At 44.0% G+C, this 24,280-nt stretch carries 20 protein-coding genes and 1 tRNA gene; 10 read left to right on the forward strand and 11 right to left on the reverse strand.

Annotation, left to right across the window (positions count from 1 at the left end; all coding sequences use genetic code 11):
* Positions 1–112: 112 nt before the first annotated feature.
* Positions 113–1,342, forward strand: coding sequence for a lytic murein transglycosylase (locus tag B092_RS0101030; RefSeq protein WP_018573386.1), 1,230 nt, complete (start codon positions 113–115; stop codon positions 1,340–1,342).
* Between the two features lie 66 nt (positions 1,343–1,408).
* Here B092_RS0101030 and B092_RS0101035 read toward each other — a convergent pair whose 3' ends face one another.
* A complete protein-coding gene (locus B092_RS0101035; RefSeq protein WP_018573387.1) occupies positions 1,409–1,978 on the reverse strand; it encodes a SecDF P1 head subdomain-containing protein in 570 nt (189 codons plus the stop codon).
* 128 nt (positions 1,979–2,106) lie between these two features.
* Positions 2,107–2,850, reverse strand: coding sequence for a pseudouridine synthase (locus B092_RS0101040; protein ID WP_018573388.1), 744 nt, complete (start codon positions 2,848–2,850; stop codon positions 2,107–2,109).
* 25 nt (positions 2,851–2,875) lie between these two features.
* On the opposite strand from B092_RS0101040, the gene B092_RS0101045 reads away from it, so the two are divergent.
* On the forward strand, positions 2,876–3,454 hold the full coding sequence (locus tag B092_RS0101045; RefSeq protein WP_018573389.1) for a chorismate--pyruvate lyase family protein: 579 nt from the start codon (positions 2,876–2,878) through the stop codon (positions 3,452–3,454).
* Between the two features lie 5 nt (positions 3,455–3,459).
* On the opposite strand, the gene B092_RS0101050 is transcribed toward B092_RS0101045, so the two are convergent.
* On the reverse strand, positions 3,460–3,798 hold the full coding sequence (locus B092_RS0101050; protein ID WP_018573390.1) for a P-II family nitrogen regulator: 339 nt from the start codon (positions 3,796–3,798) through the stop codon (positions 3,460–3,462).
* Between the two features lie 100 nt (positions 3,799–3,898).
* A complete protein-coding gene (locus B092_RS0101055; RefSeq protein ID WP_018573391.1) occupies positions 3,899–5,590 on the reverse strand; it encodes an NAD+ synthase in 1,692 nt (563 codons plus the stop codon).
* 134 nt (positions 5,591–5,724) lie between these two features.
* On the opposite strand from B092_RS0101055, the gene argH reads away from it, so the two are divergent.
* Positions 5,725–7,143 carry an argininosuccinate lyase gene (gene argH / locus B092_RS0101060; RefSeq protein ID WP_018573392.1) on the forward strand — a complete coding sequence of 473 codons (1,419 nt, stop codon included), beginning with the start codon at positions 5,725–5,727 and terminating at the stop codon, positions 7,141–7,143.
* 81 nt (positions 7,144–7,224) lie between these two features.
* Here argH and B092_RS0101065 read toward each other — a convergent pair whose 3' ends face one another.
* The gene (locus tag B092_RS0101065; RefSeq protein WP_018573393.1) at positions 7,225–7,839 is read right to left on the reverse strand and encodes a regulatory protein RecX; all 615 of its coding nucleotides are present in this window, start codon (positions 7,837–7,839) and stop codon (positions 7,225–7,227) included.
* Positions 7,840–7,855: 16 nt separating this feature from the next.
* Complete coding sequence (gene recA, locus B092_RS0101070; RefSeq protein WP_018573394.1) at positions 7,856–8,941, reverse strand: recombinase RecA; 1,086 nt, start codon at positions 8,939–8,941, stop codon at positions 7,856–7,858.
* Positions 8,942–9,128: 187 nt separating this feature from the next.
* On the opposite strand from recA, the gene B092_RS0101075 reads away from it, so the two are divergent.
* Positions 9,129–10,025 (forward strand): recombination-associated protein RdgC, encoded by an 897-nt coding sequence (locus B092_RS0101075; RefSeq protein ID WP_018573395.1) that lies wholly within the window; start codon positions 9,129–9,131, stop codon positions 10,023–10,025.
* A 34-nt stretch (positions 10,026–10,059) separates the two neighbouring features.
* Here B092_RS0101075 and B092_RS0101080 read toward each other — a convergent pair whose 3' ends face one another.
* The 4 genes from B092_RS0101080 to uvrB all read right to left on the reverse strand — a co-directional run bounded on the left by B092_RS0101080 (position 10,060) and on the right by uvrB (position 14,060).
* Positions 10,060–10,878, reverse strand: coding sequence for a class I SAM-dependent methyltransferase (locus tag B092_RS0101080; RefSeq protein ID WP_026253514.1), 819 nt, complete (start codon positions 10,876–10,878; stop codon positions 10,060–10,062).
* Between the two features lies 1 nt (position 10,879).
* On the reverse strand, positions 10,880–11,395 hold the full coding sequence (locus B092_RS0101085) for a DUF2478 domain-containing protein (RefSeq protein ID WP_018573397.1): 516 nt from the start codon (positions 11,393–11,395) through the stop codon (positions 10,880–10,882).
* Between the two features lie 19 nt (positions 11,396–11,414).
* Positions 11,415–11,960, reverse strand: a complete 546-nt coding sequence (locus tag B092_RS0101090) for a hypothetical protein (RefSeq protein ID WP_018573398.1) — start codon at positions 11,958–11,960, stop codon at positions 11,415–11,417.
* 72 nt (positions 11,961–12,032) lie between these two features.
* Positions 12,033–14,060 (reverse strand): excinuclease ABC subunit UvrB, encoded by a 2,028-nt coding sequence (uvrB, locus tag B092_RS0101095; protein ID WP_018573399.1) that lies wholly within the window; start codon positions 14,058–14,060, stop codon positions 12,033–12,035.
* 103 nt (positions 14,061–14,163) lie between these two features.
* Here uvrB and B092_RS0101100 point away from each other — a divergent pair, with 103 nt between their 5' ends.
* The gene (locus B092_RS0101100) at positions 14,164–15,363 is read left to right on the forward strand and encodes an amino acid aminotransferase (protein ID WP_018573400.1); all 1,200 of its coding nucleotides are present in this window, start codon (positions 14,164–14,166) and stop codon (positions 15,361–15,363) included.
* 91 nt (positions 15,364–15,454) lie between these two features.
* Positions 15,455–16,132, forward strand: coding sequence for a transcriptional repressor LexA (gene lexA, locus B092_RS0101105; protein ID WP_026253515.1), 678 nt, complete (start codon positions 15,455–15,457; stop codon positions 16,130–16,132).
* 57 nt (positions 16,133–16,189) lie between these two features.
* Here lexA and B092_RS0101110 read toward each other — a convergent pair whose 3' ends face one another.
* A complete protein-coding gene (locus B092_RS0101110) occupies positions 16,190–18,784 on the reverse strand; it encodes a heavy metal translocating P-type ATPase (protein WP_018573401.1) in 2,595 nt (864 codons plus the stop codon).
* Between the two features lie 179 nt (positions 18,785–18,963).
* Between B092_RS0101110 and B092_RS0101115 the strand changes: the two genes are divergently transcribed.
* From B092_RS0101115 to B092_RS0101130, 4 genes are all read left to right on the forward strand, one after another.
* A tRNA-Arg gene (locus B092_RS0101115) sits at positions 18,964–19,041 on the forward strand.
* 415 nt (positions 19,042–19,456) lie between these two features.
* Complete coding sequence (locus tag B092_RS0101120; RefSeq protein ID WP_018573402.1) at positions 19,457–19,714, forward strand: metal-sensing transcriptional repressor; 258 nt, start codon at positions 19,457–19,459, stop codon at positions 19,712–19,714.
* A gap of 607 nt (positions 19,715–20,321) precedes the next feature.
* On the forward strand, positions 20,322–21,926 hold the full coding sequence (locus B092_RS0101125) for an isocitrate lyase (protein ID WP_018573403.1): 1,605 nt from the start codon (positions 20,322–20,324) through the stop codon (positions 21,924–21,926).
* Between the two features lie 98 nt (positions 21,927–22,024).
* Complete coding sequence (locus B092_RS0101130) at positions 22,025–24,199, forward strand: malate synthase G (protein WP_018573404.1); 2,175 nt, start codon at positions 22,025–22,027, stop codon at positions 24,197–24,199.
* The last annotated feature ends 81 nt before the right edge of the window (positions 24,200–24,280 follow it).

The following is a 24,280-nucleotide window of genomic DNA, read 5'->3' on the forward strand; positions in this document are numbered from 1 at the left end:
ATAGTAAAAAAACCTCAAAGCCAGAATTTACAACCTTATCATTTTAGCGATCTTTCGGTAAGACTGTTAAAATGCAAGGAAATTCCCTTAATTTCGCTTGCTGGAAGATAAAATGCGCCAACACTCCTTGACTAAACCGACATTAGCCTTAGTAAGTCTTACTCTTGCACTGACAGCATCAAGCACCTTTGCTCAATCTGCATTAAGCTTTCCATCTTGTCTACAATCTTTACAAACAGAAGCAAAGCGCGCTGGCGTCAGCACAGCGACTTATACTGAATTAACCAATAATTTAGCACCTGATTTAAGTATTTTAGAGAAACTTAATTATCAACCTGAATTTCGTCAGCCAATCTGGGACTATATGTCTGCTTTAGTCGATGAGCAGCGAGTCACCGAGGGTAAGGCCAAGCTTTACGAGCATTACGATACGCTACAGCGCGTACAACAAGTTTACGGCGTCGACCCCGCTACGGTCGTTGCCGTCTGGGGAGTAGAGAGTAATTTCGGACAAAACTTCGGAACCTACCCCATTATTCAGGCGCTAGGAACATTAAGTTGCTATGGTCGTCGTCAAGCTTTTTTCCGTAAGGAATTTTTTGCTGCTTTAAAGATTGTCCAAGCCGGCGACATTAGGGCAGAAGAATTTAAGGGTTCGTGGGCCGGCGCTTTTGGCCATACTCAGTTTATGCCCACCACCTTTGAACGTCTAGCAGTTGATTTTGATGGTGATGGTCGCCGCGATCTAATGACCAATACCGCTGATGCCTTAGGCTCTACGGCTAACTACTTAAAACGCAACGGTTGGCTGAGCGGACAAAGATGGGGGTTTGAAGTCAAACTACCGGAAGGCTTCAATGTGTCCGGAGAAGGACGCCGCACCAAGCGTAGCCTCCAAACTTGGCAGCAACGCGGTGTGACAGGTATCTTGGGGCAGCCTTTGAGTGACTTTGCACCATCTTCTGAGCTGGCAGGCTTATTAACGCCAGCGGGCGCTCAGGGACCTGCTTTTTTAGTCTTTAAAAACTTTGATGTTATTTATAGCTACAATGCAGCAGAAAGTTATGCCTTAGCCATTGCCCATCTCTCTGATCGCCTACGTGAAGGACCCGGTTTTTTTACGCCATGGCCGACAGACGATCTGGGCTTATCTCGTCAAGAGCGTGTCACACTACAAAACATCTTGCTTGCTCGTGGTCATGATATTGGAGAAGCGGATGGCATGATTGGTGCAAAGTCTCGCGCAGCCATTAAGCTCGAAGAAGCGCGATTTAATCTACCTATCAGCGGTCGCGCAGGTCAAAAAATTCTAAGGCTTTTACAGCGCGACTCAACTCACTGATTATCAATAACAAAAGCTCACCGCAACACAGTGAGCTTTTATCTTTGTTGACTAACAGCCAATCAATTAATCACCATCAAGAATACGTCCCTCGAGGGAAATCGCTTCATCGGCAGATGGCATTGGCACATTTAAAACACCGTTTTGAACCGTGTTGTCGATACTAATCGTGGAAATTAAGCTATCTTTGTAAGTAACCGCTAATGAACGACCAATGTTATTACTGGTAATGTGCTGCAGCTTTTGAGTGCCCGAAGCATTAAAAGATAAGTTTAGGTAAGGTCGACCCTGATCATCTTGAACGGCGATGACATCAGACAAATCACTGCGCAATAAAGTCTGTCTTGGATCAACATAAATGCGCTGATTATTACGCTCTACCAAAACGTAATCTTGCATAGGAGTCGCCGATGAAGCATAAACAACCAATGAAGAAGTTGTCGTTTGCTGAGTCGGTGGAGTGGTCTGTGCTGGCGGCGGTGTCGTTGGAATTGATTCGATCGGCGTACCCGCAGAAGCAGAGTCTTTTTTACCGGAACCAAAAGCACCATCCATCACGTCATTAAAAGTCTGACATCCCGCTAACAGCGAGGAGCAGATAACTGCGCCCAAGAGCAACTTTTTATTAATCTGCATTATCCTATACTCTCAAAATTGATTAATAATCATAAATATCACTGCACACATTTTACCGCAATATGCCCTTAAAAAGTATAAAGACGGTCAGCATGGCAGGCCAATTAGTATTTTTGCTAAATGACAATCTATAAAAAGCGCTCATGGGGCTTTAAATAGCGCCATCGCCCTATGGGCAAATCAGCTAAGGTCACATTACCCATGCGCACAAGCTTGAGGCCCACCACATTTAGACCGACTACTTTACACATATTGCGGATTTGGCGTTTTTTATCTTGCTGTACGATAAATTTTAACTGATCATCATTTTGCCAGGTAACTTCTGCAGGCCTTAGCTGCTCACCCTCTAGGGTAATACCATAATTCAGTAAGCGTAAGCCATTATCAGTGATTGTGCCCTCTACTCGCACCAAATATTCTTTTTCTATTTCCAGCTCCTCGTTATTTAACTGTCTGGCAATACCTCCATCTTGAGTAAACACCAACAAGCCCTGAGAATCAATATCCAAGCGACCTGCCGGGGCCATCCCTTTTAGGTGTTGCGGATCAAACTTATTTCGATTACGATCGAATTGATTTTGAGTCGTAATTAAAGCGCCGGCAAGTCTATAATGACCTTCTTCATCACTTTGATGTGAAATATAGCCCACCGGTTTATTTAAAATAATGGTTGCACGCATTTGTTGTTTTTCTTGTGCTAATTTATGCAATGTGATGGTTTGTTTAGGATAGGCCTTAGCACCTAAACCGATCACTTTACCATCAACTTTGACCCAGCCTTTTTCAATATACTGATCGGCTTCTCGACGTGAGCAAAAGCCTCTGTCGGCTAGCAATTTTGATACACGAATTGGTTCTACTGATTTTTTCATGGTTTTATTCATTTAGTTTTTAATTATGTCTGATACTCATTTACTACCGGAATTTTGGAATACTGAGCTCGATACTGCCTTTACTGATGTAGAAAAGTATTGGCTTAGTCGGCCTGGTGCACTAACTAGTGGTTTAAGAAAAGTAGGTGAATTTTCGATTAAGGTGCTGAATGAATACCCTGCCTATGTTAGGGAAGACGAAGCCTACCCGCTCAGTTTAGCGATTAATCAGCCGGTCTGGGTACGAGAAATAGTAATGAGCATCAACGGCCACTTAGCAGTCTATGCCCGTAGCATAGCAGAGCTCAATGCATCCGAAACAACTTGGCGAGGCATAAGGGCACTTAATAATCGCCCGCTTGCTGATATTTTATACAATGATCCGGCCATTAGTCGAAGCAGCTTTGAAAGTACCAAATTAAATAGCCAATTATCTTTATATCTGTCAATGACAGAATACGCCGAATTACCTAAGGGTGAATTTCTAGCACGACGCTCTACTTTTTTTCAACATAATGAAGGGCTGACAGTTAATGAAGTTTTTCTACCAAACTTCTGGCGAGAGCTAGCAAAACACCCCTTAAAACAACAACTAAGCTTTTGAATTAATTAAATTGCTAAGTCGTCTCGCTCACCGGTACGGATACGAATTACTTTTTCGACATTGGTGACAAAGATCTTGCCATCACCGATTTTGCCAGTGCGCGCAGCTTTAATAATAGCTTCAATACACGCATCTGCCTGATCATCGGTGACCACCACATCAATTCTTACTTTAGGTAAAAAATCCACGACATACTCCGCGCCGCGATATAACTCAGTATGACCACGCTGCCTGCCAAATCCTTTGACTTCAGTGACAGTAAGACCATTTACTCCTATTTCTGACAACTCCTCACGCACTTCATCCAACTTGAAGGGCTTAATAATTGCTGTGATTTGTTTCATTAGTTAAACCTTAAATAAATTGTTATTCTAAATATGACTGCTACTATTATCGTCTATTTACGAAAACTTTACAGCATGATGCCAGCACTTTACAGTTGTTTTAATAGTTAAATCCATGGGACAAGGGATAGCACCAATCCAAAGCAAAGGCTCCCTCACTAATTCTGGGACCCGGTGCAGTTTGATATCTTTTGTATTCGTTAAATTTTAATAGGCGACTAATTCTATCCACTGTATCCGCATCAAACCCCGCCCGTACGATATCAGCACTACTCTGCTTTAACTCAATTAAACGATATAAAATCTCATCCAGAATATCGTATTCGGGCAAACTGTCTTGATCCACTTGTCCCTCAGCCAACTCAGCAGATGGCGGGCGAGTAACAATGCCGATAGGAATAATTTCTTCTTGTAGATTACGCCATTTAGCTAAACGATAAACTAAGGTTTTAGGCACATCTTTTAAAACCGCAAATCCACCAACTGTATCACCGTACAATGTACTATAGCCTGTAGCAGCTTCAGATTTATTGCCACTGCAAATAATCATTCCACCCAACTTATTTGACAAGGCCATCAAGATCACACCGCGAATCCTGGCTTGAAGATTTTCTTCTGTTGTGTCGGCCGGCAAATCCTCAAAAATCGGTGCCAGGCCCTCCATATACGCCTTGAACATAGGCTCAATACTGATGTCGTGATAGGTCACACCAAGACCTTTTGCCATGCCCTCGGCCAAATCCAAAGAAAGTTGAGAGGTATATTGTGATGAGAGCATCACTGCGGTAATATTTTCAGGGCCAATCGCGTCATATAAGACGGCCAGCACCAATGCTGAATCCATCCCTCCCGATAAACCGAGCATCGCTTTATTGATTCCACTGTTTTTCAAAAAATCACGCGTACTTAAAACCAAGGCTCGCCAAATCTCAGACTCTACCACTTCACTTTGTTGATAGAGTAGATTAAGCGCGCTTGTATTGTTTTTTTCAATATCATCAGATACTAACGCCTGCACTGCTAGGCATGACCACGTGTTATCTGCACCTAATTGATAAATCACCATGGCTTCCACAAAGTGGTCGACTTCCACTTGGAACTCATTTTCTTGATTTAATAAAAATGAACGGCCCTCATAAATCAGCTCATCATGACCGCCAACATGGTTCGTGTAGAACAGATTGATTGCCTTATCACCTAGCTGATCTAACAGTCGCTTTTGAAATTCGGTCATACGACCCATATGGTATGGCGTCGCATCAAGCAACAAAACACTTTGCACACTCTGACTGACTAATTGCGTTATATATCCATCATGCCAGATATCACTACCCAAGCTAAAAGCAAAACGATGCCCTTTAAGCTGTAGCGTTTTTTGCTCTGAAAGGGGCAACCCATCACAATAGATTGAAGCAGCTAACTGCCTTTTTTCAGTGGTTGATAATTGATGATGTATCGGTGTAATTTCGCCTTGAGATAAAACTGACACGCTATTTAAAAGCCTATCGTCAGTTATGCTGAGATGCCCTACTGCCACACTTAAGGTGGGAAACTGAGCTAACTCCTTGGCTAAGGCTTGCAAGGCGACTTCTTGCTCTAATAAAAAGCTTTTACGCAAAAGCAAATCTTGCATGGCAACTCCGGGAAGTGCCAGCTCAGGTAAAACCAACAGGTCAACATCTTGTCTGTGAAGCTTTTTGGCAATCCCAACAATTTTTTGAATATTTGCTCTTAGGTCCGCTGTCACAAATTTAGCTTGAACCATCGCAATAGTCAAAGGAGTCATAGTCATAACATTTTCACAAATAAAATAGTGTTTTGATAAGTCAGTGAGCAAAGCCTTTATAATTAACTAACAATTTAAATTAATCAGTGTCCTAGGCTATTTGCTTAGCGCTCTTCTATTTTACAGATATTTTCAATCACATGACTGATTCTACTCTCCCAGATAACAACATCCACAATCAATTTGATAACAAAGCCAAGGCATGGTCTGCGCGTTTTAATGAGCCCGTTTCCGACTTGGTTAAGCGCTACACGGCTTCTGTTAATTTTGACAAACGCCTCGCTAAATTTGATATTCAAGGCTCCCTAGCTCACGCAGAGATGTTGACTCATGTCGGTGTGATCAGCCAAGAGGACTTGCAGCAAATCCAAACCGGGATGGCCACCATCATCCAAGAAATTGAGGCCAGCACATTTGAGTGGTCTCTGGATCTTGAAGATGTTCATTTAAATATTGAAAAAAGACTGGTCGAATTAATTGGTGATGCCGGTAAGCGCTTGCACACTGGTCGCTCTCGCAATGACCAAGTCGCCACCGATATGCGCCTTTGGTTACGTGAAGAAATTGACACCGCAATTAAATTAGTTAAAGAGCTACGCCGAGCTTTAGCAAAAGTCGCCTTAGAAAATCACGACGTCATTTTGCCCGGTTTTACTCATTTACAAGTAGCGCAACCCGTCACCTTTGGTCACCACCTATTAGCCTATGCGGAAATGTTCGGTCGTGACGCCGAACGCTTAGAAGACTGTCGTCGTCGAGTGAATCGTTCACCACTTGGTGCCGCTGCATTAGCAGGCACTTCTTACCCCATTGATCGTGAGCGCACTGCCAATAGTTTAGATTTTGAAGCAGTGTGTCATAACTCCTTAGATGCCGTTTCTGATCGCGACTTCGCTATTGAATTTTGTGCAGTTAGCAGCATGATCATGATGCACATTTCACGTCTATCCGAAGAGTTGATTATTTGGATGAGCCCACGTTTTGGCTTTATTCAGTTGGCTGACCGCTTCTGCACCGGTAGCTCCATCATGCCGCAAAAGAAAAATCCTGATGTTCCTGAACTGGCTCGCGGCAAAACCGGGCGCGTCTATGGTCATTTAACCGCTTTGCTGACACTTATGAAAGCTCAGCCTTTAGCGTACAACAAAGATAACCAAGAAGATAAAGAGGGTTTATTTGATACGGCAGACACCTTACGCGACACCCTGACCATTTTTGTAGATATGGTTGGAGGAATCACAGTGAAAGCTGACAATATGCGCGCTGCTGCCTTACAAGGCTTCTCAACCGCCACTGACTTAGCAGACTATTTAGTGAAAAAGGGTCTACCGTTCCGCGATGCCCACGAAGTTGTTGCTCTCGCTGTACGTCAGTGTGAGGACTTAGGCTGCGATCTCGCTGATTTGGACCTAGCCCAACTCAAAGACTTTGATCCGCGTATCGAAGAGGATGTATTTGATGTGCTTACCTTAGAAGGTTCTGTTAATGCTCGCAGTCATATCGGCGGCACAGCACCTGCACGAGTAAAGGCTGAAGCAGAGCGTATTCTTAGTGAATAAACGCTAATCTGTTAAAAAGTAAATAGGCTAAGAATTTATATTTCTTAGCCTATTTTTAACTACGGGAGACAAGGATTGATGCTAATCCTCTTCCGGGGCGCCACGTGAATTAACCACTTTATACACGACATCTGCACTAAAGCCTCTAGATGCTAAAAAGCGCAACTGCTTAGCCTTTTCTTTAGCCTGCTCTTCGAAACTCTGTTGCTCTGTCTCGCTTAAAAACTCATCATCACCTGATGTCTCAGTATCATAAAGGCTCACTCCGTATTTATCACCAAAGCGCCTAATCCATACCTCGCGCGCCCTCTGATACTCCGAGTCCTTAAGCTCCTCTTTAAGCTCGCTTAATTGCTCACTATCAAGATCATGCTGAGATAAGGCATGAAAAATCTTTTGATTGCCCCAACGCTGCTCCCTACTCTGGACAAAGCTTTCAACAAAGCGCTCATCAGACTGCCAATTTTCGCGCTGCAATCTACTAACCACAGCATTGATAGCACCCATATCATCTGTATAACGCTGCAGCCGCTGCCTAAGCTCCTTCTCTGAACACTCACGCCTGGAAAGGATAGCGACAGCCTTGGCCAGCAGATTAACCTCTGATTTTTGCTTGGCACCGGCTGTCGATTTAGCAACTAACTCCTCAGCTAAAGAAGCATACTCAGTCGTATTGTCAGCGTCTTTGGAACTCATCTGTCAACTCGAACAACTATACTTCATCTGGGGTATCAGGTGAGTCTACATCGGCCCCTTCGACCGGCTCAATAGTAATAGCACGCTCGATAAGGCCAAGATTCTCACGAATCTTATTTTCTATCTCTACCGCTAACGCAGGATGCTCACGCAAGTATTCACGAACATTGTCCTTACCCTGACCGATACGCGTGCCGTCATAGCTATACCAAGAACCCGCCTTGTCGACAATATCAGCCTTGACACCTAGATCAATAATCTCACCCTCTCGTGAAATGCCAGCACCATACATGATGTCAAATTCAGCCTGCTTGAATGGAGGAGCAATTTTGTTTTTAACGACCTTAACACGGGTTTCATTACCGACAATCTCGTCACCCTTTTTGATCGAACCGATGCGACGAATATCTAGACGCACAGATGAATAGAATTTCAACGCGTTACCACCTGTGGTGGTCTCAGGGCTACCGAACATGACACCGATCTTCATGCGAATCTGATTAATAAAAATTACCATGCAGTTGGTGCGCTTAATAGAAGCCGTCAACTTGCGCAGGGCTTGGCTCATTAAACGAGCCTGTAATCCTGGCAAATTATCACCCATATCGCCTTCAATCTCAGCACGAGGTGTCAGCGCAGCAACAGAGTCAATAACAATTAAATCGACAGAACCTGAACGCACTAGGGCATCCGTGATCTCGAGCGCCTGCTCGCCGGTGTCTGGCTGGGAAATTAACAGGTCTTCGAGATTAACACCCAAACGACTGGCATACTGAACATCTAGGGCATGCTCAGCATCAATAAAGGCACAAGTACCGCCAATTTTTTGCATTTCAGCAATAACTTGTAGCGTCAGTGTGGTTTTACCGGAAGATTCCGGACCATAGATCTCAATCACACGACCTCGCGGTAATCCACCTACCCCTAAGGCGATATCCAGTCCTAGAGAGCCTGTAGATACGACTTGAATGTCATGCTGGATCTCATTATCCCCATAGCGCATCACGGAGCCCTTACCAAATTGCTTTTCAATTTGAGATAAGGCAGCCGATAAAGCTTTTGAACGCTCATCATTAGCTGCTTTATTTGCTTTTGTACTCATGCAAAGTTTCCTTATAAAAAATCTGATACTGCGATAGCAGATACCACCCCACTACGTTGCAGTTATTATGCCACCAATTATACTGTATGTTTACACAGTATTGCTAGTTTTATCCACCTCTTGTATTTTTCTTGCGACTTATTAGCAAAATGCTACACTTAGCCTTTTGGAAAAATTTGGAAAAAACATGTGGTTCAAAAATCTTAAACTATTCCGTCTCAACCCCGATTGGAAAATAACAGCGCAAGACCTAGAGGAAAAGCTTCAAGCCAATGCGTTTATTGAGGGCAGTCCAGGTCAGGATACTAAATTGGGCTGGGTTAATCCACTCGAGCACAGTGGCCTAGTTTATGAGCTGGGACAATATTATTTTCTAACATTACAAGCTGAAAAAAAACTATTACCCGCCAGTGTAATCAACCAATTCGCCCGTGAAAAAGCCATTGAAGTAGAAGAACAACAAGGGTATAAGCCGGGCCGCAAGCAAATGCGAGAAATCAAGGAAATGGTGACAGACACCTTAATTCCCAAAGCGTTTAGTATTTTTCGCCAAACGCGCGTGTGTCTGGATTTGGAAAATCACTGGCTCTACATTGATGCCGGTACCGCCTCTAAAGCGGATGAAGTGATCTCTTTACTTGTTAAAGCCTTGGATCCGGTGCCTATTCAATCTTTTATGACCGAGGTTTCTCCAAGTACCGCCATGACCGAGTGGATCTTCAGTGATGAGGTAACTGACGCCTTCAATATTGAACCACAGACAGAGTTTAAATCCACCCAAGAAGACCGTGCAACGGTACGCTTTACGAACGTCATTCCCAGCCAAGAAGAAGTATCTAAGCACATTGAAAGTGGCAAGGTAGTGACTAAACTTGGACTGACTTGGCGTGATCGCGTCAGCTTTGTGCTTCATGACACCTTAGAAATCAAACGCATTCAGGCCTTAGAGATTTTAGATGAGCAACGCAACCCAAGTGGCGCCGATGATATCGAACGTTTTGAAGCCGATATGACCCTGATGTGTAAAGAGTTTTCAGGTTTGCTGGAAGACTTAACAGCTGCTCTCGGCGGTGAAAAGAACTAATACATTGCAAAGCCTCTACATTGGAGGCTTTTGCTTATTTCTTTTCCGGTACCACCCAATCAATCAGCGCCCATTTCATTGCATAGTTATCTTTGACAAAGTTAGCAGATTCTTTTTGATAAAAATGTCTTAAGGCATCAATATCATCAGCGGTCGAATCACCATAATAAGCAGTCACTAACTCAATAAAATGCGCTTCGTCAGTACAGTGCTGAAATCGACCGGGCGCGTGTACAAAGCTTAATGCAGGATCGATACCCATCTCATAAAGTATATTAATGATATGGATATAATCAGGAAAAGCTTTTCTTTCTTTATTTAATAGACTGGAAATTTCCGGTTGATCAAAACGGCCACCCGCTAAATAAGAAAAATAGATATGCTGCCTGGTATGACGGTGAAACTTCTCAAATAAGCGCTCAATATCAATATCTAAGCCTGAACGTGAGGACACAAGCACATCAACCTCGGGCACCAAGCCCTGCCAATCATCTTCTTTTGATAAATGAATGGTGCTGATATTAGCCAACTTCGCTTCACGTGCGTTTAACTCCACATAATCAAGCATCGCACGACTATAGTCTAAGCAATATACATGGTCGACGTGAGGTGCAAGTTGGAGGGCCAAAGCACCTGTGCCTGAACCCACATCCAACACCGTTGAAATACCATTTAAATCAATGGCGTTAATAAAAAAATCAAAGTATTTGGAACGCGGGTTACCCTTTTTCTGCATAGAGTGAGCACGCTTATCCCAAGACTCCGCGGGCTGTTCAGAAAAAGCAATCTCCTTCATGTACTCCCTGTACCACTGAGCAGCATTTAGCACAGGATAAATCGTTCTTGTCGACATACTAGGCCTCTGCTAATTGTGCCTCAAGCCAAGCTTGCACTTCTTCCACCATCGGAAAAAGCTCTACGCCCAAATCACCACTAAAGCGGCGCCATTGCTCTGCATATTTATCATGCACTGTCGACAAGACGGGTACCCCTTCACTGACAGCGCGGCTAATTTCTGCCACCAGACCGCTACCCTCTGCTTCTGCAATACCGAATTTATTAATAACCAAAACATCAATACCTTGGTCCAGCGCCTCTCTTGGCACAGCGCTGGATGCCGCCAACGCCTCGCTATCCAAACGACAACCACTGGCACCGGCTCCTCGATCGACTAAAATTCGATACTCACGGTCATCACTGATAGAGCAAATAACCTCACCAATATATCCGCCTTGCCCATCTTTTTTATTGAGTAAACCACCAACTTTTAAGCCTTTTTGTTGTAATTGCTCAACGGCCTCCCAGAGCGTCTGTACTGCTTCGTTACCATCATCTTCAAACACGATCACTGCTAATGGTTTATTTTGCATGACTTATCTCTCTAAAAAACTACTGTAACTTTAAAGTTAAATTAAAAGCCTGAGGTACTGCTTGATGCTTTTCGTCCTCTACATCCTGAGTGACTTCAATATGGCTACGATAAACAATACGCAATTCATAAAGGCCATGGCTGGGAATTTTAAAAGGCTCACCACTAATTAATGTGAGCACACTACTATTAAAATTATTATAAAGAAGCATCTCAAATAATTGACTTTCTTGCTCGGCTAACTCCACCACCAGTTCCTGATCTGCCTCTGCATTGAAGCGGAAAATAGCATTGCCCGCCCCCTTTATATAGCCCGTATAAAGCGCCTCACCTTCACTTAACAAATAGCTATCAATGTCATGTGAGAAATTAGTTAAAGAACGTACTAAGGCTTCTTCTTGCTTTTGCTTATTCAGCGCCTCAATATCATCAATTTCAGCAGGGACTTCAGGTACCTCTTCGGGCATCCTCTCGCGTTGAGGCACTAAGCCCACTAGAGCCACTAAGGCAAAGGTGACGGCAATGATGATAACAATTAATTTCTTTGATAGCGGGGTAATACGCATTGGTCCAACATTTTTTAAAACGATTGAAATAGCTAATCATACATGGATTAGCGCATCGACATCAGACGGTCTTTAGGAGTTTAACAAAACTTCTTGCTTTAGCCTTTGCAACTGATCACGAGCCGCAGCCGCTTGCTCGAACTCAAGATTTTTAGCATGGTCCATCATCGCCTTTTCTAAGCGTTTCAACTCACGGCTAAGCGCTTTTTCATCATTAACAAAACGCTTTAGATCCTCTGTCTTAAAGCCGATGTTGGTGTCTTCTACCGGAGCCATGACACCATCGATCATTTCTTTTACTTCTTTGATTACACCCACCGGCGTAATACCATGCGCTTCATTAAAACTCATTTGCTTGATACGACGACGCTCGGTTTCATCCATGGCACGCGCCATTGAATCGGTAATACGATCGGCATATAGGATCGCTTTACCATTGAGGTTACGTGCAGCACGACCAATGGTTTGAATCAAACTACGCTCAGAACGGAGGAAACCTTCTTTGTCTGCATCTAGAATCGCAACTAAAGACACTTCAGGAATATCTAAACCCTCTCTCAAGAGGTTGATTCCTACCAGCACATCAAAAGTTCCCAGCCTCAAATCGCGAATAATTTCTACCCGTTCAACCGTATCAATATCCGAATGTAAATATCGCACCTTGAGTCCATTTTCTTCCAAGTACTCAGTGAGATCCTCCGCCATACGCTTAGTCAACGTGGTAACCAGCACACGCTCACCAAGCGCAATACGCTCTTTGGCCTCACCCAAAAGATCATCAACTTGAGTCAATGCAGATCGAACCTCAATAGTTGGGTCAACCAAACCGGTCGGTCGCACCACCTGCTCCACTACTTGATCAGAACGCTCGCTTTCATAATCAGCCGGCGTAGCAGAAACAAAGATGCTTTGACGCATTCGCTGCTCAAACTCGTCGATTTTGAGAGGCCTATTATCGAGCGCCGAGGGCAATCTAAAACCAAACTGCACTAAGGTTTCTTTGCGCGAACGGTCACCTCGATACATACCGCGCAATTGCCCCATCATGACATGACTCTCATCAAAAAACATCAATGCATCTTGGGGTAAATAATCAATCAAGGTAGCCGGTGGCTCCCCCGGCGCAGCCCCCGATAAATGCCTTGAGTAATTCTCAATGCCTTTACAAAAGCCCAACTCCTGCATCATTTCAAGATCAAACAGCGTGCGTTGCTCAATACGCTGCGCCTCCACCAGCATGCCTTGGTCGTAATAATACTGCTTACGCTCACGAAGCTCTTCTTTAATCGTCTCCATTGCTCGCAAAATAGTTTCTCGGGGCGTCACAAAGTGAGAACTCGGGTAAATTGTAAAACGAGGGATCGCTTGCCTTACTTTACCGGTCAATGGATCAAATAGCTCAATCGTTTCAATCTCATCATCAAACATGCTTAAACGAACGGCAAGCTCCGCGTTTTCAGAAGGGAACACATCAATAACGTCACCACGCACCCTAAACGTACCGCGACTAAATTCCATATCATTACGCTCATATTGCATAGCTACTAAGCGCGCCAGTAATTCGTTACGAGGAATCTCATCACCTGTCCTGAGCAATAAAATCATGGCATGGTAGTCACTCTGGTTACCAATACCATAAATGGTCGATACGGTACCAACCACAATGGTGTCACGCCTTTCTAACAAGCTCTTGGTCGCAGATAAGCGCATCTGTTCGATATGCTCATTAACAGACGAGTCTTTTTCAATAAACAAATCACGTGCCGGCACATAAGCCTCCGGCTGGTAATAGTCATAGTATGAAACAAAATACTCAACTGCATTACGCGGGAAAAACTCCCGCATTTCAGCATAAAGCTGGGCCGCCAGTGTTTTATTTGGTGCTAACACGAGTGCCGGCCTACCCGTCCTGGCAATGGTATTGGCCATGGTGTATGTTTTGCCGGAACCGGTTACGCCCAGTAATGTTTGAAACATCAGACCGTCATTAATCCCCTCTACCAAAGCGTCAATCGCTGCTGGCTGGTCGCCAGCCGGAGGAAAGGGTTGATACAACTGAAAAGGGCTATTGGGAAATTCTATGAATTTTGCTTGGTTCATTTGTTATATTGTTATAATTAACTATTACGTGAAGTATCTTGAAGCTAGTCTTTCATTATCGCTTTTATTTTCTTTTTTTTCAAAAATCAGGTGTGTGCATACGATGAGCAGTCTATACCAACATGTGGAAATGGCTCCAAACGATCCCATTTTAGGTCTTAACGAGCAGTTTATAGTCGATAGCCGTACTAACAAGGTTAATTTAAGTATTGGTGTGTATAGTGACGATAATGGTCATCTGCCGTTACTCAAAGCGGTACGTGCAGCAGAGCAACAGCATTTTGAAGGTGCTAGTCCCCGCGGCTATTTACCCATTGAAGGTTTAGCCTCATACAACAAAGCAGCTCAGGCGTTACTACTAGGTGAAGACTCGCCCATCATAGCTCAGGGCCGTGCCGTTACCGTAGAGACCATCGGTGGTACAGGTGCACTTAAAATTGGCGCTGATTTTTTAAAAAAACTGACACCCGATTCTAAAGTCTATGTCAGCAACCCCAGCTGGCAAAACCATGAGGCCATCTTCCAGGACGCCGGCTTTACCGTAGAAGCTTATCCATACTATTCAGCCGATATCCATGGTCTGGATTTTGCAGCAATGAAATCTCATCTAGAGCAGGTCGACGCTAGAAGCATCATTGTGCTTCATGCCTGCTGCCACAACCCGACCGGTATAGACCCTACATTAGAGCAATGGCAAGAGATTTTGGACATTGTTAAAGCTCGCGACCTAATTCCTTTCTTAGACATTGCTTACCAAGGTTTTGGTGCAGGTTTACAAGAAGATGCTCAAGTTGTTCGCTTATTCGCTGAGGCAGGCGTTGAAATACTTGTCAGCTCTTCATTTTCAAAGTCATTCTCACTCTATGGCGAGCGTGTCGGTGCCTTGACACTGACAACAGAAAATCACGAGCTTGCTGAAAAAGTGTTGAGTCAGGTACGCACGGTTATTCGCACTAGCTACTCTAACCCTCCTACTCATGGAGCAACGATTGTCGCTGCCGTTCTTAATTCCCCTGAATTATTTAGCATGTGGGAAGATGAGCTAAGTCAGATGCGCGTACGTATTCAATCGATGCGTGAACAGCTCGTGGAGAAAATCAAAGCAGCCGGCGTGGAGCAAGACTTTAGTTTCATCCTCAAGCAAAAAGGTATGTTCTCGTTCTCTGGCCTGACTAAGGAGCAGGTGGAGCGCTTACGCAAAGACTTTGCTATTTATGCCGTCGGCTCAGGCCGTATTTGTGTTGCTGCACTTAACTCTAAAAACATTGATTATGTCGCTAAGTCAATTGCCACGGTGCTCTAACGACCTATATCAAGTAAATTAGGCTTGCTTTTCTTGCTGTTATGATAGAAAATGACTGTACACATGTACAGTCATTTTACCCTGGAGTGATATGAGCATTAAACTCACCACCAGACAGCAAGAAGTCTTTGATCTTATCAAAAGCAATATTCGTCGCACCGGCTTCCCGCCGACACGCGCCGAAATTGCTCAGAGCTTAGGTTTTCGCTCAGCCAACGCTGCCGAAGATCACCTCAAAGCATTAGCAAAAAAAGGAGCTATCATTTTAGTTCCCGGCACCTCGCGTGGCATTCGTTTAAACCCAGAGCTTGACGATACTCCCAAGCCATCTGAAGCTCACAGCAATGATAACAACACCATCACGACACCTATTATCTTTGACAACATTAAGACACTGCCTCTGATTGGTCGTGTGGCTGCCGGTAGTCCTATATTGGCTCAAGAGCATATCGAAAAAGAAATCCCAGTTGACCCTGCTATGTTTGAAGACAAAGCAGACTACCTACTACGCGTACGCGGTGAATCGATGATTGATATTGGTATTTTTGATGGTGATTTACTCGCTGTCAGAAAAACGACCACCGCCCACAATGGTCAAATTGTCGTTGCTCGGATTAATGACGAGGTCACTGTCAAACGCTTTGAAAAAGGCAGCAAACATATTTCCCTACTCCCTGAAAACAAGCGATTTGAACCGATTATCGTCACACCAAAAGATGATTTCGCAATCGAAGGCCTAGCGGTAGGACTGATCAGAAGTCTACATTAATTTAAATTGACAACTGGGGTGACAGACAATAAGCTCTCACCCCAGTTTTTTGCTGAATCAATCAAGCAGCGGCGTTTTAAACGTTTTTAATCGTAGCGCATTACTTAAAACAAAGACACTCGATAAAGCCATCGCTCCGGCTGCAAACATGGGTGATAAGAAAATACCATAGGCAGGATAAAGCACGCCTGCAGCAACCGGAACTAACGCTGTGTTATAAGCAAAGGCCCAAAACAGATTTTGATGAATATTTTTAATCGTCGCTTTTGATAAAGCAATCGCATTAGGCACCCCTTTAAGACTACCGGACATTAGCACGACATCCGCCGCTTCCATTGCAACATCGGTACCTGTACCAATAGCAATACCAACATCAGCCTCTGCCAAAGCAGGTGCATCATTAATACCATCACCGACAAAAGCCACCGAGCCGTACTTCTCACGTAGCAATTTTATCTGCTCTAATTTCCCCTCTGGCATCACTTCCGCAATGACCTCGTCAATGCCTAGATTCTTAGCAATGGCTTCCGCTGTTTGTCTTTTATCACCTGTGACCATTACTACTTTGAGACCTAAATCATGTAACACCTTAATCGCCTCTGGGGTACTTTCTTTAATCGGATCGGAAACAGCAATCATTGCCGCTAGCTTATTGCTAATCACAACATACATTGGTGACTTACCTTCGTGAGCAAGACGTAAAGCGTCAGCATCAAAATAGCTAGGGTCTAAATCCAATGATTTTATAAAACGATCAGCACCAATCTCGACCTTGGCACCATTGACAGAGGCTCTGATACCCATACCTGTGATCGACTCAAACTGAGTAATGCTAGGTATCTCTATCCCCTCGTCAAGTGCTGCCTGAACAATCGCATGAGCGATGGGGTGCTCAGACTGCCGCTCAGCTGCGGCAATTAAAGCCAACACCTCACGTCGTTCAAAACCATCAGCAAGCTCTAAATCAGTCATTGTTGGGCGGCCAAGAGTTAATGTACCCGTTTTATCGACAGCCACCACCTTAGCATCACGAAGCGTTTGCAACGCTTCGCCCTTGCGGAACAACACGCCCATCTCTGCCCCACGTCCTGTACCCACCATGATAGACGTTGGTGTCGCTAAGCCCATCGCACAAGGACAAGCGATAATAAGCACAGCAACGGCATTTACTAATGCCAAGGTTAAGGCAGGATGAGGGCCGATAAGTAACCACACAATAAAAGTCAGTATGGCTAAACCAATGACTGCGGGGACAAACCAATAAGTCACCTTATTAACCACTGATTGAATAGGCAGTTTGGACCCTTGAGCCTGCTCAACTAAATTAATAATTTGTGAAAGCACAGTTTTTCCACCAACGGCAGTCGCTTTAAATATAAAAGCGCCCTGCTGATTGACCGTACCGCCAACCACCTCACTATCGACAGACTTCTCAACCGGAATAGGCTCGCCACTGATCATCGACTCATCGACAAAGCTCTGCCCCCCAAGGACCAAGCCGTCTACCGCAATACGCTCACCCGGTCGAACCTGAATAACATCGCCCTCTTGAACCTCAGCAATGGGGATTTGCACCCACTCACCCTCTCGCTGCACATTAGCTTCTTTAGGCTGTAAACCAACCAAACGCTTAATGGCCTCAGAAGTACGGCCCTTTGCCCTCGCTTCTAAATAGCGACCAAATAGTATCAGCGTGACAATGACCGCGGCAGACTCATAATAAACATGAACAGAGGCTTCAGGTAATAAAAAAGCAAAGAAAGTAGCTACCACCGAATAACCATAGGCTGCCAAGGTACCAACCGCGACAAGCGAATTCATATCAGGCCCAAGCCTCAATAGCGCCGGAATCCCTAATTGATAAAAACGCCTCCCCGGAAAAACCAACACCAACGTTGTCAATACAAATTGTATATACCAACTTTCCTGTAAACCGATACTATCTATAACCCAACGGTGCATGGCCGGGATCATGTGAGATCCCATTTCTAAGATAAATACAGGAAGCGTTAAAATAGCAGCAATGATCAAGTCTCGCTTTAAGATGTTCTCTTCCTGCTCTTTACGCTTTGATAGCTCCTCTACCCATGACTTATCACCTGAACCAGCGGCATTAGACTCGCTTAATTGCTGAGACTGCGTGATGAGATGAGCGTCAAAACCGGCCTTATTAATCACAGCAATCACATCATCAACCGTGGTGCTAGTGCCTGACTCAAAAGCAATTTCTGCCCGTTCAGTAGTTAAGTTAACCGCCACTTGACTGACACCATCCATACGACCAACAAAGCGCTCTACACGCGCTACGCACGAAGCACAGGTCATGCCGCCAACAGCCAAACTGAAATGCTCAGATGACTCTGCAATCAGCTCAGGCTGGGAAACTGATTCAACGCGATAACCGGCCTTTTTAATCCCCGCCTCAATATCTTCTACACTGGTCGACGAGCTCGAATCAATAACAATGTCGGCTCTTTCTGTTGCCAGATTGACACTGACCGACTTCACCCCATCCATGCGCCCAACAAAACGCTCTACTCGTGCTACACACGAAGCGCAGGTCATGCCGCCAATATTCATACTGACATGCTTCACCGGAGCAGCATGTTGCTCCGAATTAGAGCTTCTAGTGTCACTAATTTGAGTATGCATAAAACCTCATCAAAAACTTACGGTTATACTATCCAAGGTCGGAAACCATAAAAATCCGTCACTACATAACAACGAAAAACAATAAAAAGACAAAAAAACAACAGCTCTGTGCTTTATTTTTATATTTCAATCAAATAACCTTCACAAGTTGAGTTGCTTGTTATAGAATTACTAATTCAGCGCCCGTAGCTCAGTTGGATTAGAGTACTTGGCTACGAACCAAGGGGTCGTGGGTTCAAATCCTGCCGGGCGCGCCAAATTCTATGTAAAAGCCTTCGTGATTTTTTTGCGAAGGCTTTTTGCTTTTCTGAATCGATAAAAAAACTATATACCAAAGCTCTCCCCTTGCAAATCTTATCCTAAAAATACATTTCAATGCGTGCACGCCAACAATAGTCAATTAAGAAACTATTCTAAGTGTGTCATCAAAAATCTGAGCAAATCAACTAAAGCAACAACGTTTGTAAAACAACTGCAGTCCTTGTCTCACCGCTGTGGCTACACCTTCATAGTCACAGGAGCAGGCAAGAAATCTATCAAAACAAATCCTTTATCCTTTACCATATCCCCCCCATGGGGTTATTATACGGCTATGATATACTCTTGAGCAAGATTTAAACAGTTAAAATATAACTTTCTTAATTCTCCCCCTTATAGGGTTACTATGTACCTATGACACATCCTGATAAACAGTTAACTCATCAAGCACTGATCAAGCGGCTAAAACGCGCACAAGGACATCTACTTCACGTTATCAGTATGATTGAAGAAGAACAGACTTGTGTCGATATTGCGGTGCAATTGACTGCCGTAGAACGCGCTATTACTGCGGCCAAACGGGTTCTAATCCATGATCACATCGATCAATGTCTCACCCATGATACAAGCACGGCCCTGGAAGATATGAAGGCGCTTGCCAAACTTCTTTAATGACATCGCCATACTCAATAGCGACAAAGCTGTACTGATTGTTGCTTATTTTTCGTAGAGTTTATATGGAGTCACAACAATTAGCCAAGCTTTTGTCACTCAAGAAGCTGTCTACTTTTAGTCAATCTGCATTGCTCTAGCCAGCACAGACATAGAATCATCTATATGTTGTAGATTGTAGACATACTCCGACGCATCAACTGCACTCCTTCGGAGATTAACTCAAACAAAACAACAATCAACGATAGATGAACGCCTTCCAAACTCAAAGTTAGACTCTGGAGTCTTGGCAATAACTCTCAGCCGATAACCCTATTCCACCCCCTCCCCCTAAACAGCATTGCAACCAAACCATTACCATCCTCAGCAACATACCATCTAGTGGATTACCCCTAATTGAGCAATCTCTAGGGTTAGCACTATTTACAGCAGAAAAAAATTGCGCTAATTTATTGCTATGCATCAACAAGTCTTATGTTTTATATAAGACTTGTCATATAGCAGCAATATCAAGCAATTAAGTCCTATACAAGACCAATAAAAAATGACTAAACAGCTATATTTGATTGCTATGCAACAATTTTTTTATAAATAAACGGAGAGTACTATGTCTAACACTTACCAATCAGAAGTACAGAAAGCTCAAGAAGAAATCAACCAAAGCGGCAATAGTTGGCATGCTATTAGTGCTGAGTCGGTTACTCGTATGCGCTTAATGAATCGCTTCCAAAATGGGCTAGATATTGCGCGCTATACGGCTAATATCATGCGCAAAGACATGGAAGAATATGATGCAGATCCATCAAAATATACCCAATCTCTAGGTTGCTGGCATGGCTTTGTAGCTCAACAAAAGCTAATTTCTATCAAAAAACACTTTAAAACGACCGATAAAAAATATCTTTACCTGTCCGGTTGGATGATTGCCGCATTACGCTCAAAGTTTGGGCCCTTACCAGATCAATCGATGCACGAGAAAACGACTGTTTCTGATGTCATCGAAGAGCAATATACCTTCTTACGTCAGGCGGATGCTCGTGAACTAGACTTGTTATTCACGGCGCTTGACGACGCTCGTGCTGCCGGTGATAAAAACAAAGAAGCGGATATTTTAGATCAGATTAACAATCATGAAACTCATATTGTGCCGATCATTGCCGACATTGATGCCGGTTTTGGTAATGCAGAAGCAACCTATTTACTCGCTAAAAAGATGATTGAAGCAGGTGCTTGCGCAATTCAAATTGAGAATCAGGTGTCTGATGAAAAGCAATGCGGCCATCAGGACGGTAAAGTAACAGTACCTCATAGTGATTTCTTAGCAAAGATCAATGCAGTTCGTTATGCCTTCTTAGAATTAGGAATTCCTAACGGCATTATCGTTGCTCGTACTGACTCATTAGGTGCCGGACTTACTAAGCAAATCGCAGTAACTAACGAACCGGGCGATTTAGGCGACCAATACAATAGCTACTTAGATTGTGAAGAAATCTCAGCTGAGGAGTTAAAAAATGGTGACGTTATCATTAAGCGTGAGGGTAAATTATTACGTCCTAAACGCTTAGCTAGTAACCTCTTCCAGTTCCGTGCAGGTACGGGCGAGGATCGCTGCGTATTAGACTGCATTACCTCATTACAAAATGGGGCGGATATGATTTGGATTGAAACTGAAAAACCTCATGTTGGCCAGATCAAAGCCATGGTTGACCGCATCCGCGACGTGATACCTAATGCCAAGCTTGTGTACAACAACAGCCCATCATTTAACTGGACACTAAACTTCCGTCAACAAGTCTTTGACAAGTGGACAGAAGAAGGTAAAGACACCTCTGCCTACGACCGTGATAACTTGATGAGTGCTGACTACGATGATAGCGAACTTGGCAACGAAGCTGACAAAATGATCAGCAGCTTCCAAAAAGACGGTTCAGCGCATGCCGGTATTTTCCATCACTTGATTACGTTACCAACCTATCACACAGCGGCTCTTTCAACAGATAACTTAGCCAAAGGCTACTTCTCTCGCGAAGAATCGATGCTTGCTTATGTTAAGGGGATACAGCGAGAAGAAATTCGCCAAGGTATTGCCTGCGTTAAGCATCAAAACATGGCTGGTTCAGATATCGGTGATAATCACAAAGAATACTTCGCAGGTGATGCAGCACTTAAAGCCTCCGGTGAAGACAACACAATGAACCAATTCGATTTATAAAACAGGGTTATCACAATTATCTGATTGAATAATTCCATGTCTTTAAATTGGCTTGCTCAGGCAAGCCAATTTAATTTAAACCATTCCAGGAGAAAATTATGACTCGATACAAAAAAATCGAATCTCTTCAGGTTGAGGAAACTCTTTTTAATTTGATTCATCATCAAATCTTAGCCAATCATCCTCAGCAACTTTCTGCAGAGGAGTTTTGGAAAAACTTTTCTGACTTAGTCAAAAACTTTGCTCCTAAAAACCAAGCGTTACTGGATAAGCGTGACGAGTTACAAACGCAACTAGACGCGTGGCATCTAAAAAACCCTGGTCCTATCAAGGACATGAATGCCTATAAAACATTTTTAAAAGACATTGGCTATTTAGTTGAAGCACCGGCGGATTTTAAAATCACCACCGACAATGTTGATCGTGAAATTGCTGAGCAAGCTGGCCCTCAATTAGTGGTACCGGCGACCAATGCACGTTATGTATTAAATGCTGCCAACGCTCGCTGGGGCAGCTTATATGATGCCTTGTACGGAACAGATGCGATTGATCAAACAGGTGATTTAGCACATACAGGCGAATACAACCCAACACGTGGTGCCGCTGTCATTGCCTTTGGTCGCAAGCTCTTAGATCAAAGCGTGCCACTAGAAGAAGGCTCACACGCCGATGCCGTGCAATATCGTATCGATGCCGGTGCGCTTAGGGTTAAACTAAGCAATGACACTGAAACCACCTTGCAGCAAGGTGACTTACTAGTCGGTTTTAACGGCTCACCAGAAGCGCCTAGTTCAATTCTTTTTCTCCATAACGGCTTGCACATCGATATTTTAATCGATAAAAACCATCCAATTGGCAGTCAAGATCCGGCCGGGGTCAAAGACATTGTGATGGAAGCCGCACTAACATCTATTTTTGATTTAGAAGATTCTGTGGCTGCAGTCGACGGCGAAGACAAAGCCCTAGTCTATAGCAACTGGTTTGGTTTAATGAAGGGTGATTTAAGTGAGGAAGTTGCTAAAGATGGCAAAACCTTCACCCGTCGCTTAAATCCTGACCGTGAGTATCTATCGGCTGCCGATCAGCAACCTCTAAAGCTACCGGGTCGTTCCTTATTGTTTTGTCGTAATGTCGGGCATTTAATGACCACACCGGCGGTACTTGATGAGTCCGGCAATGAAATTCCTGAAGGTATTTTAGATGCCGTGGTTACCGCGTTGATAGCCGCTTACGATCAGGCCAGAGGAAGCAATCAAAACAGTCGTACTGGTAGTGTTTATATTGTTAAACCCAAAATGCACGGCCCGGAGGAAGTTGCTTTTGCCAATGAGTTATTTGCCGCTGCTGAAGACCTTGCTAGACTACCAAGAAACACCTTAAAAATGGGTATCATGGATGAAGAGCGACGTACTTCGGTCAACCTTAAAGCGTGTATTTACGAAGCTAAAGAGCGCTGTGTATTTATTAATACCGGCTTTTTAGATCGCACCGGTGACGAAATGCATACCTCAATGCTCGCTGGCCCTATGGTACGCAAGGGGGATATGAAAAGCCTACCGTGGATCAAAGGCTACGAAGCCAATAATGTGCAGGTCGGCTTAGCTTGCGGCCTAGCAGGCAAGGCGCAGATAGGTAAAGGCATGTGGGCCATGCCCGATCTGATGAAGGATATGCTTGAACAAAAAATTGCTCACCCGAAATCGGGCGCTACGACTGCATGGGTGCCCTCTCCTACCGGCGCGACACTTCATAGTTTGCACTATCACCAGGTCAATGTCTTTGACATTCAAAAGCAAAAAGCACAAGACAACACAAACTATCTTGACGATATCCTAACCATTCCTGTAGCAACAGACACCTCATGGTCTGATGCCGAAAAACAAGAAGAGTTAGATAATAATTGCCAAGGTATTTTAGGCTACGTCGTACGTTGGGTTGATCAAGGGGTTGGTTGCTCTAAAGTTTTAGATATCCATGATGTTGGACTCATGGAAGACCGCGCAACGTTACGCATTTCCAGCCAACATATTTGCAACTGGCTAGAGCACGGCATTGTTAGTCAAGGTGAAGTTGATGCAGCGTTATCGCGTATGGCAAAAGTTGTAGACAATCAAAATGCCGCTGATCCGCTCTATCAGCCGATGTCCGGCAACGAAAAAAACTCTGCTGCCTTCCAAGCCGCTAGAGATTTAATTTTTAAGGGCAAAGAGCAGCCAAATGGCTACACTGAACCTTTATTACATCACTGGCGTCAAGAGGTTAAAAAGCGCTAGGCCTCCTTTAGTATCGTCAGCTTAAGCCCACTGTTATCAACAACAGTGGGTTTTTTCTATCACTTAAAAAATTAAACCAAT

Origin of the sequence: Oligella ureolytica DSM 18253 (genome assembly GCF_000373745.1) — a bacterium.
In the GTDB taxonomy this organism is placed as follows: domain Bacteria; phylum Pseudomonadota; class Gammaproteobacteria; order Burkholderiales; family Burkholderiaceae_B; genus Oligella; species Oligella ureolytica.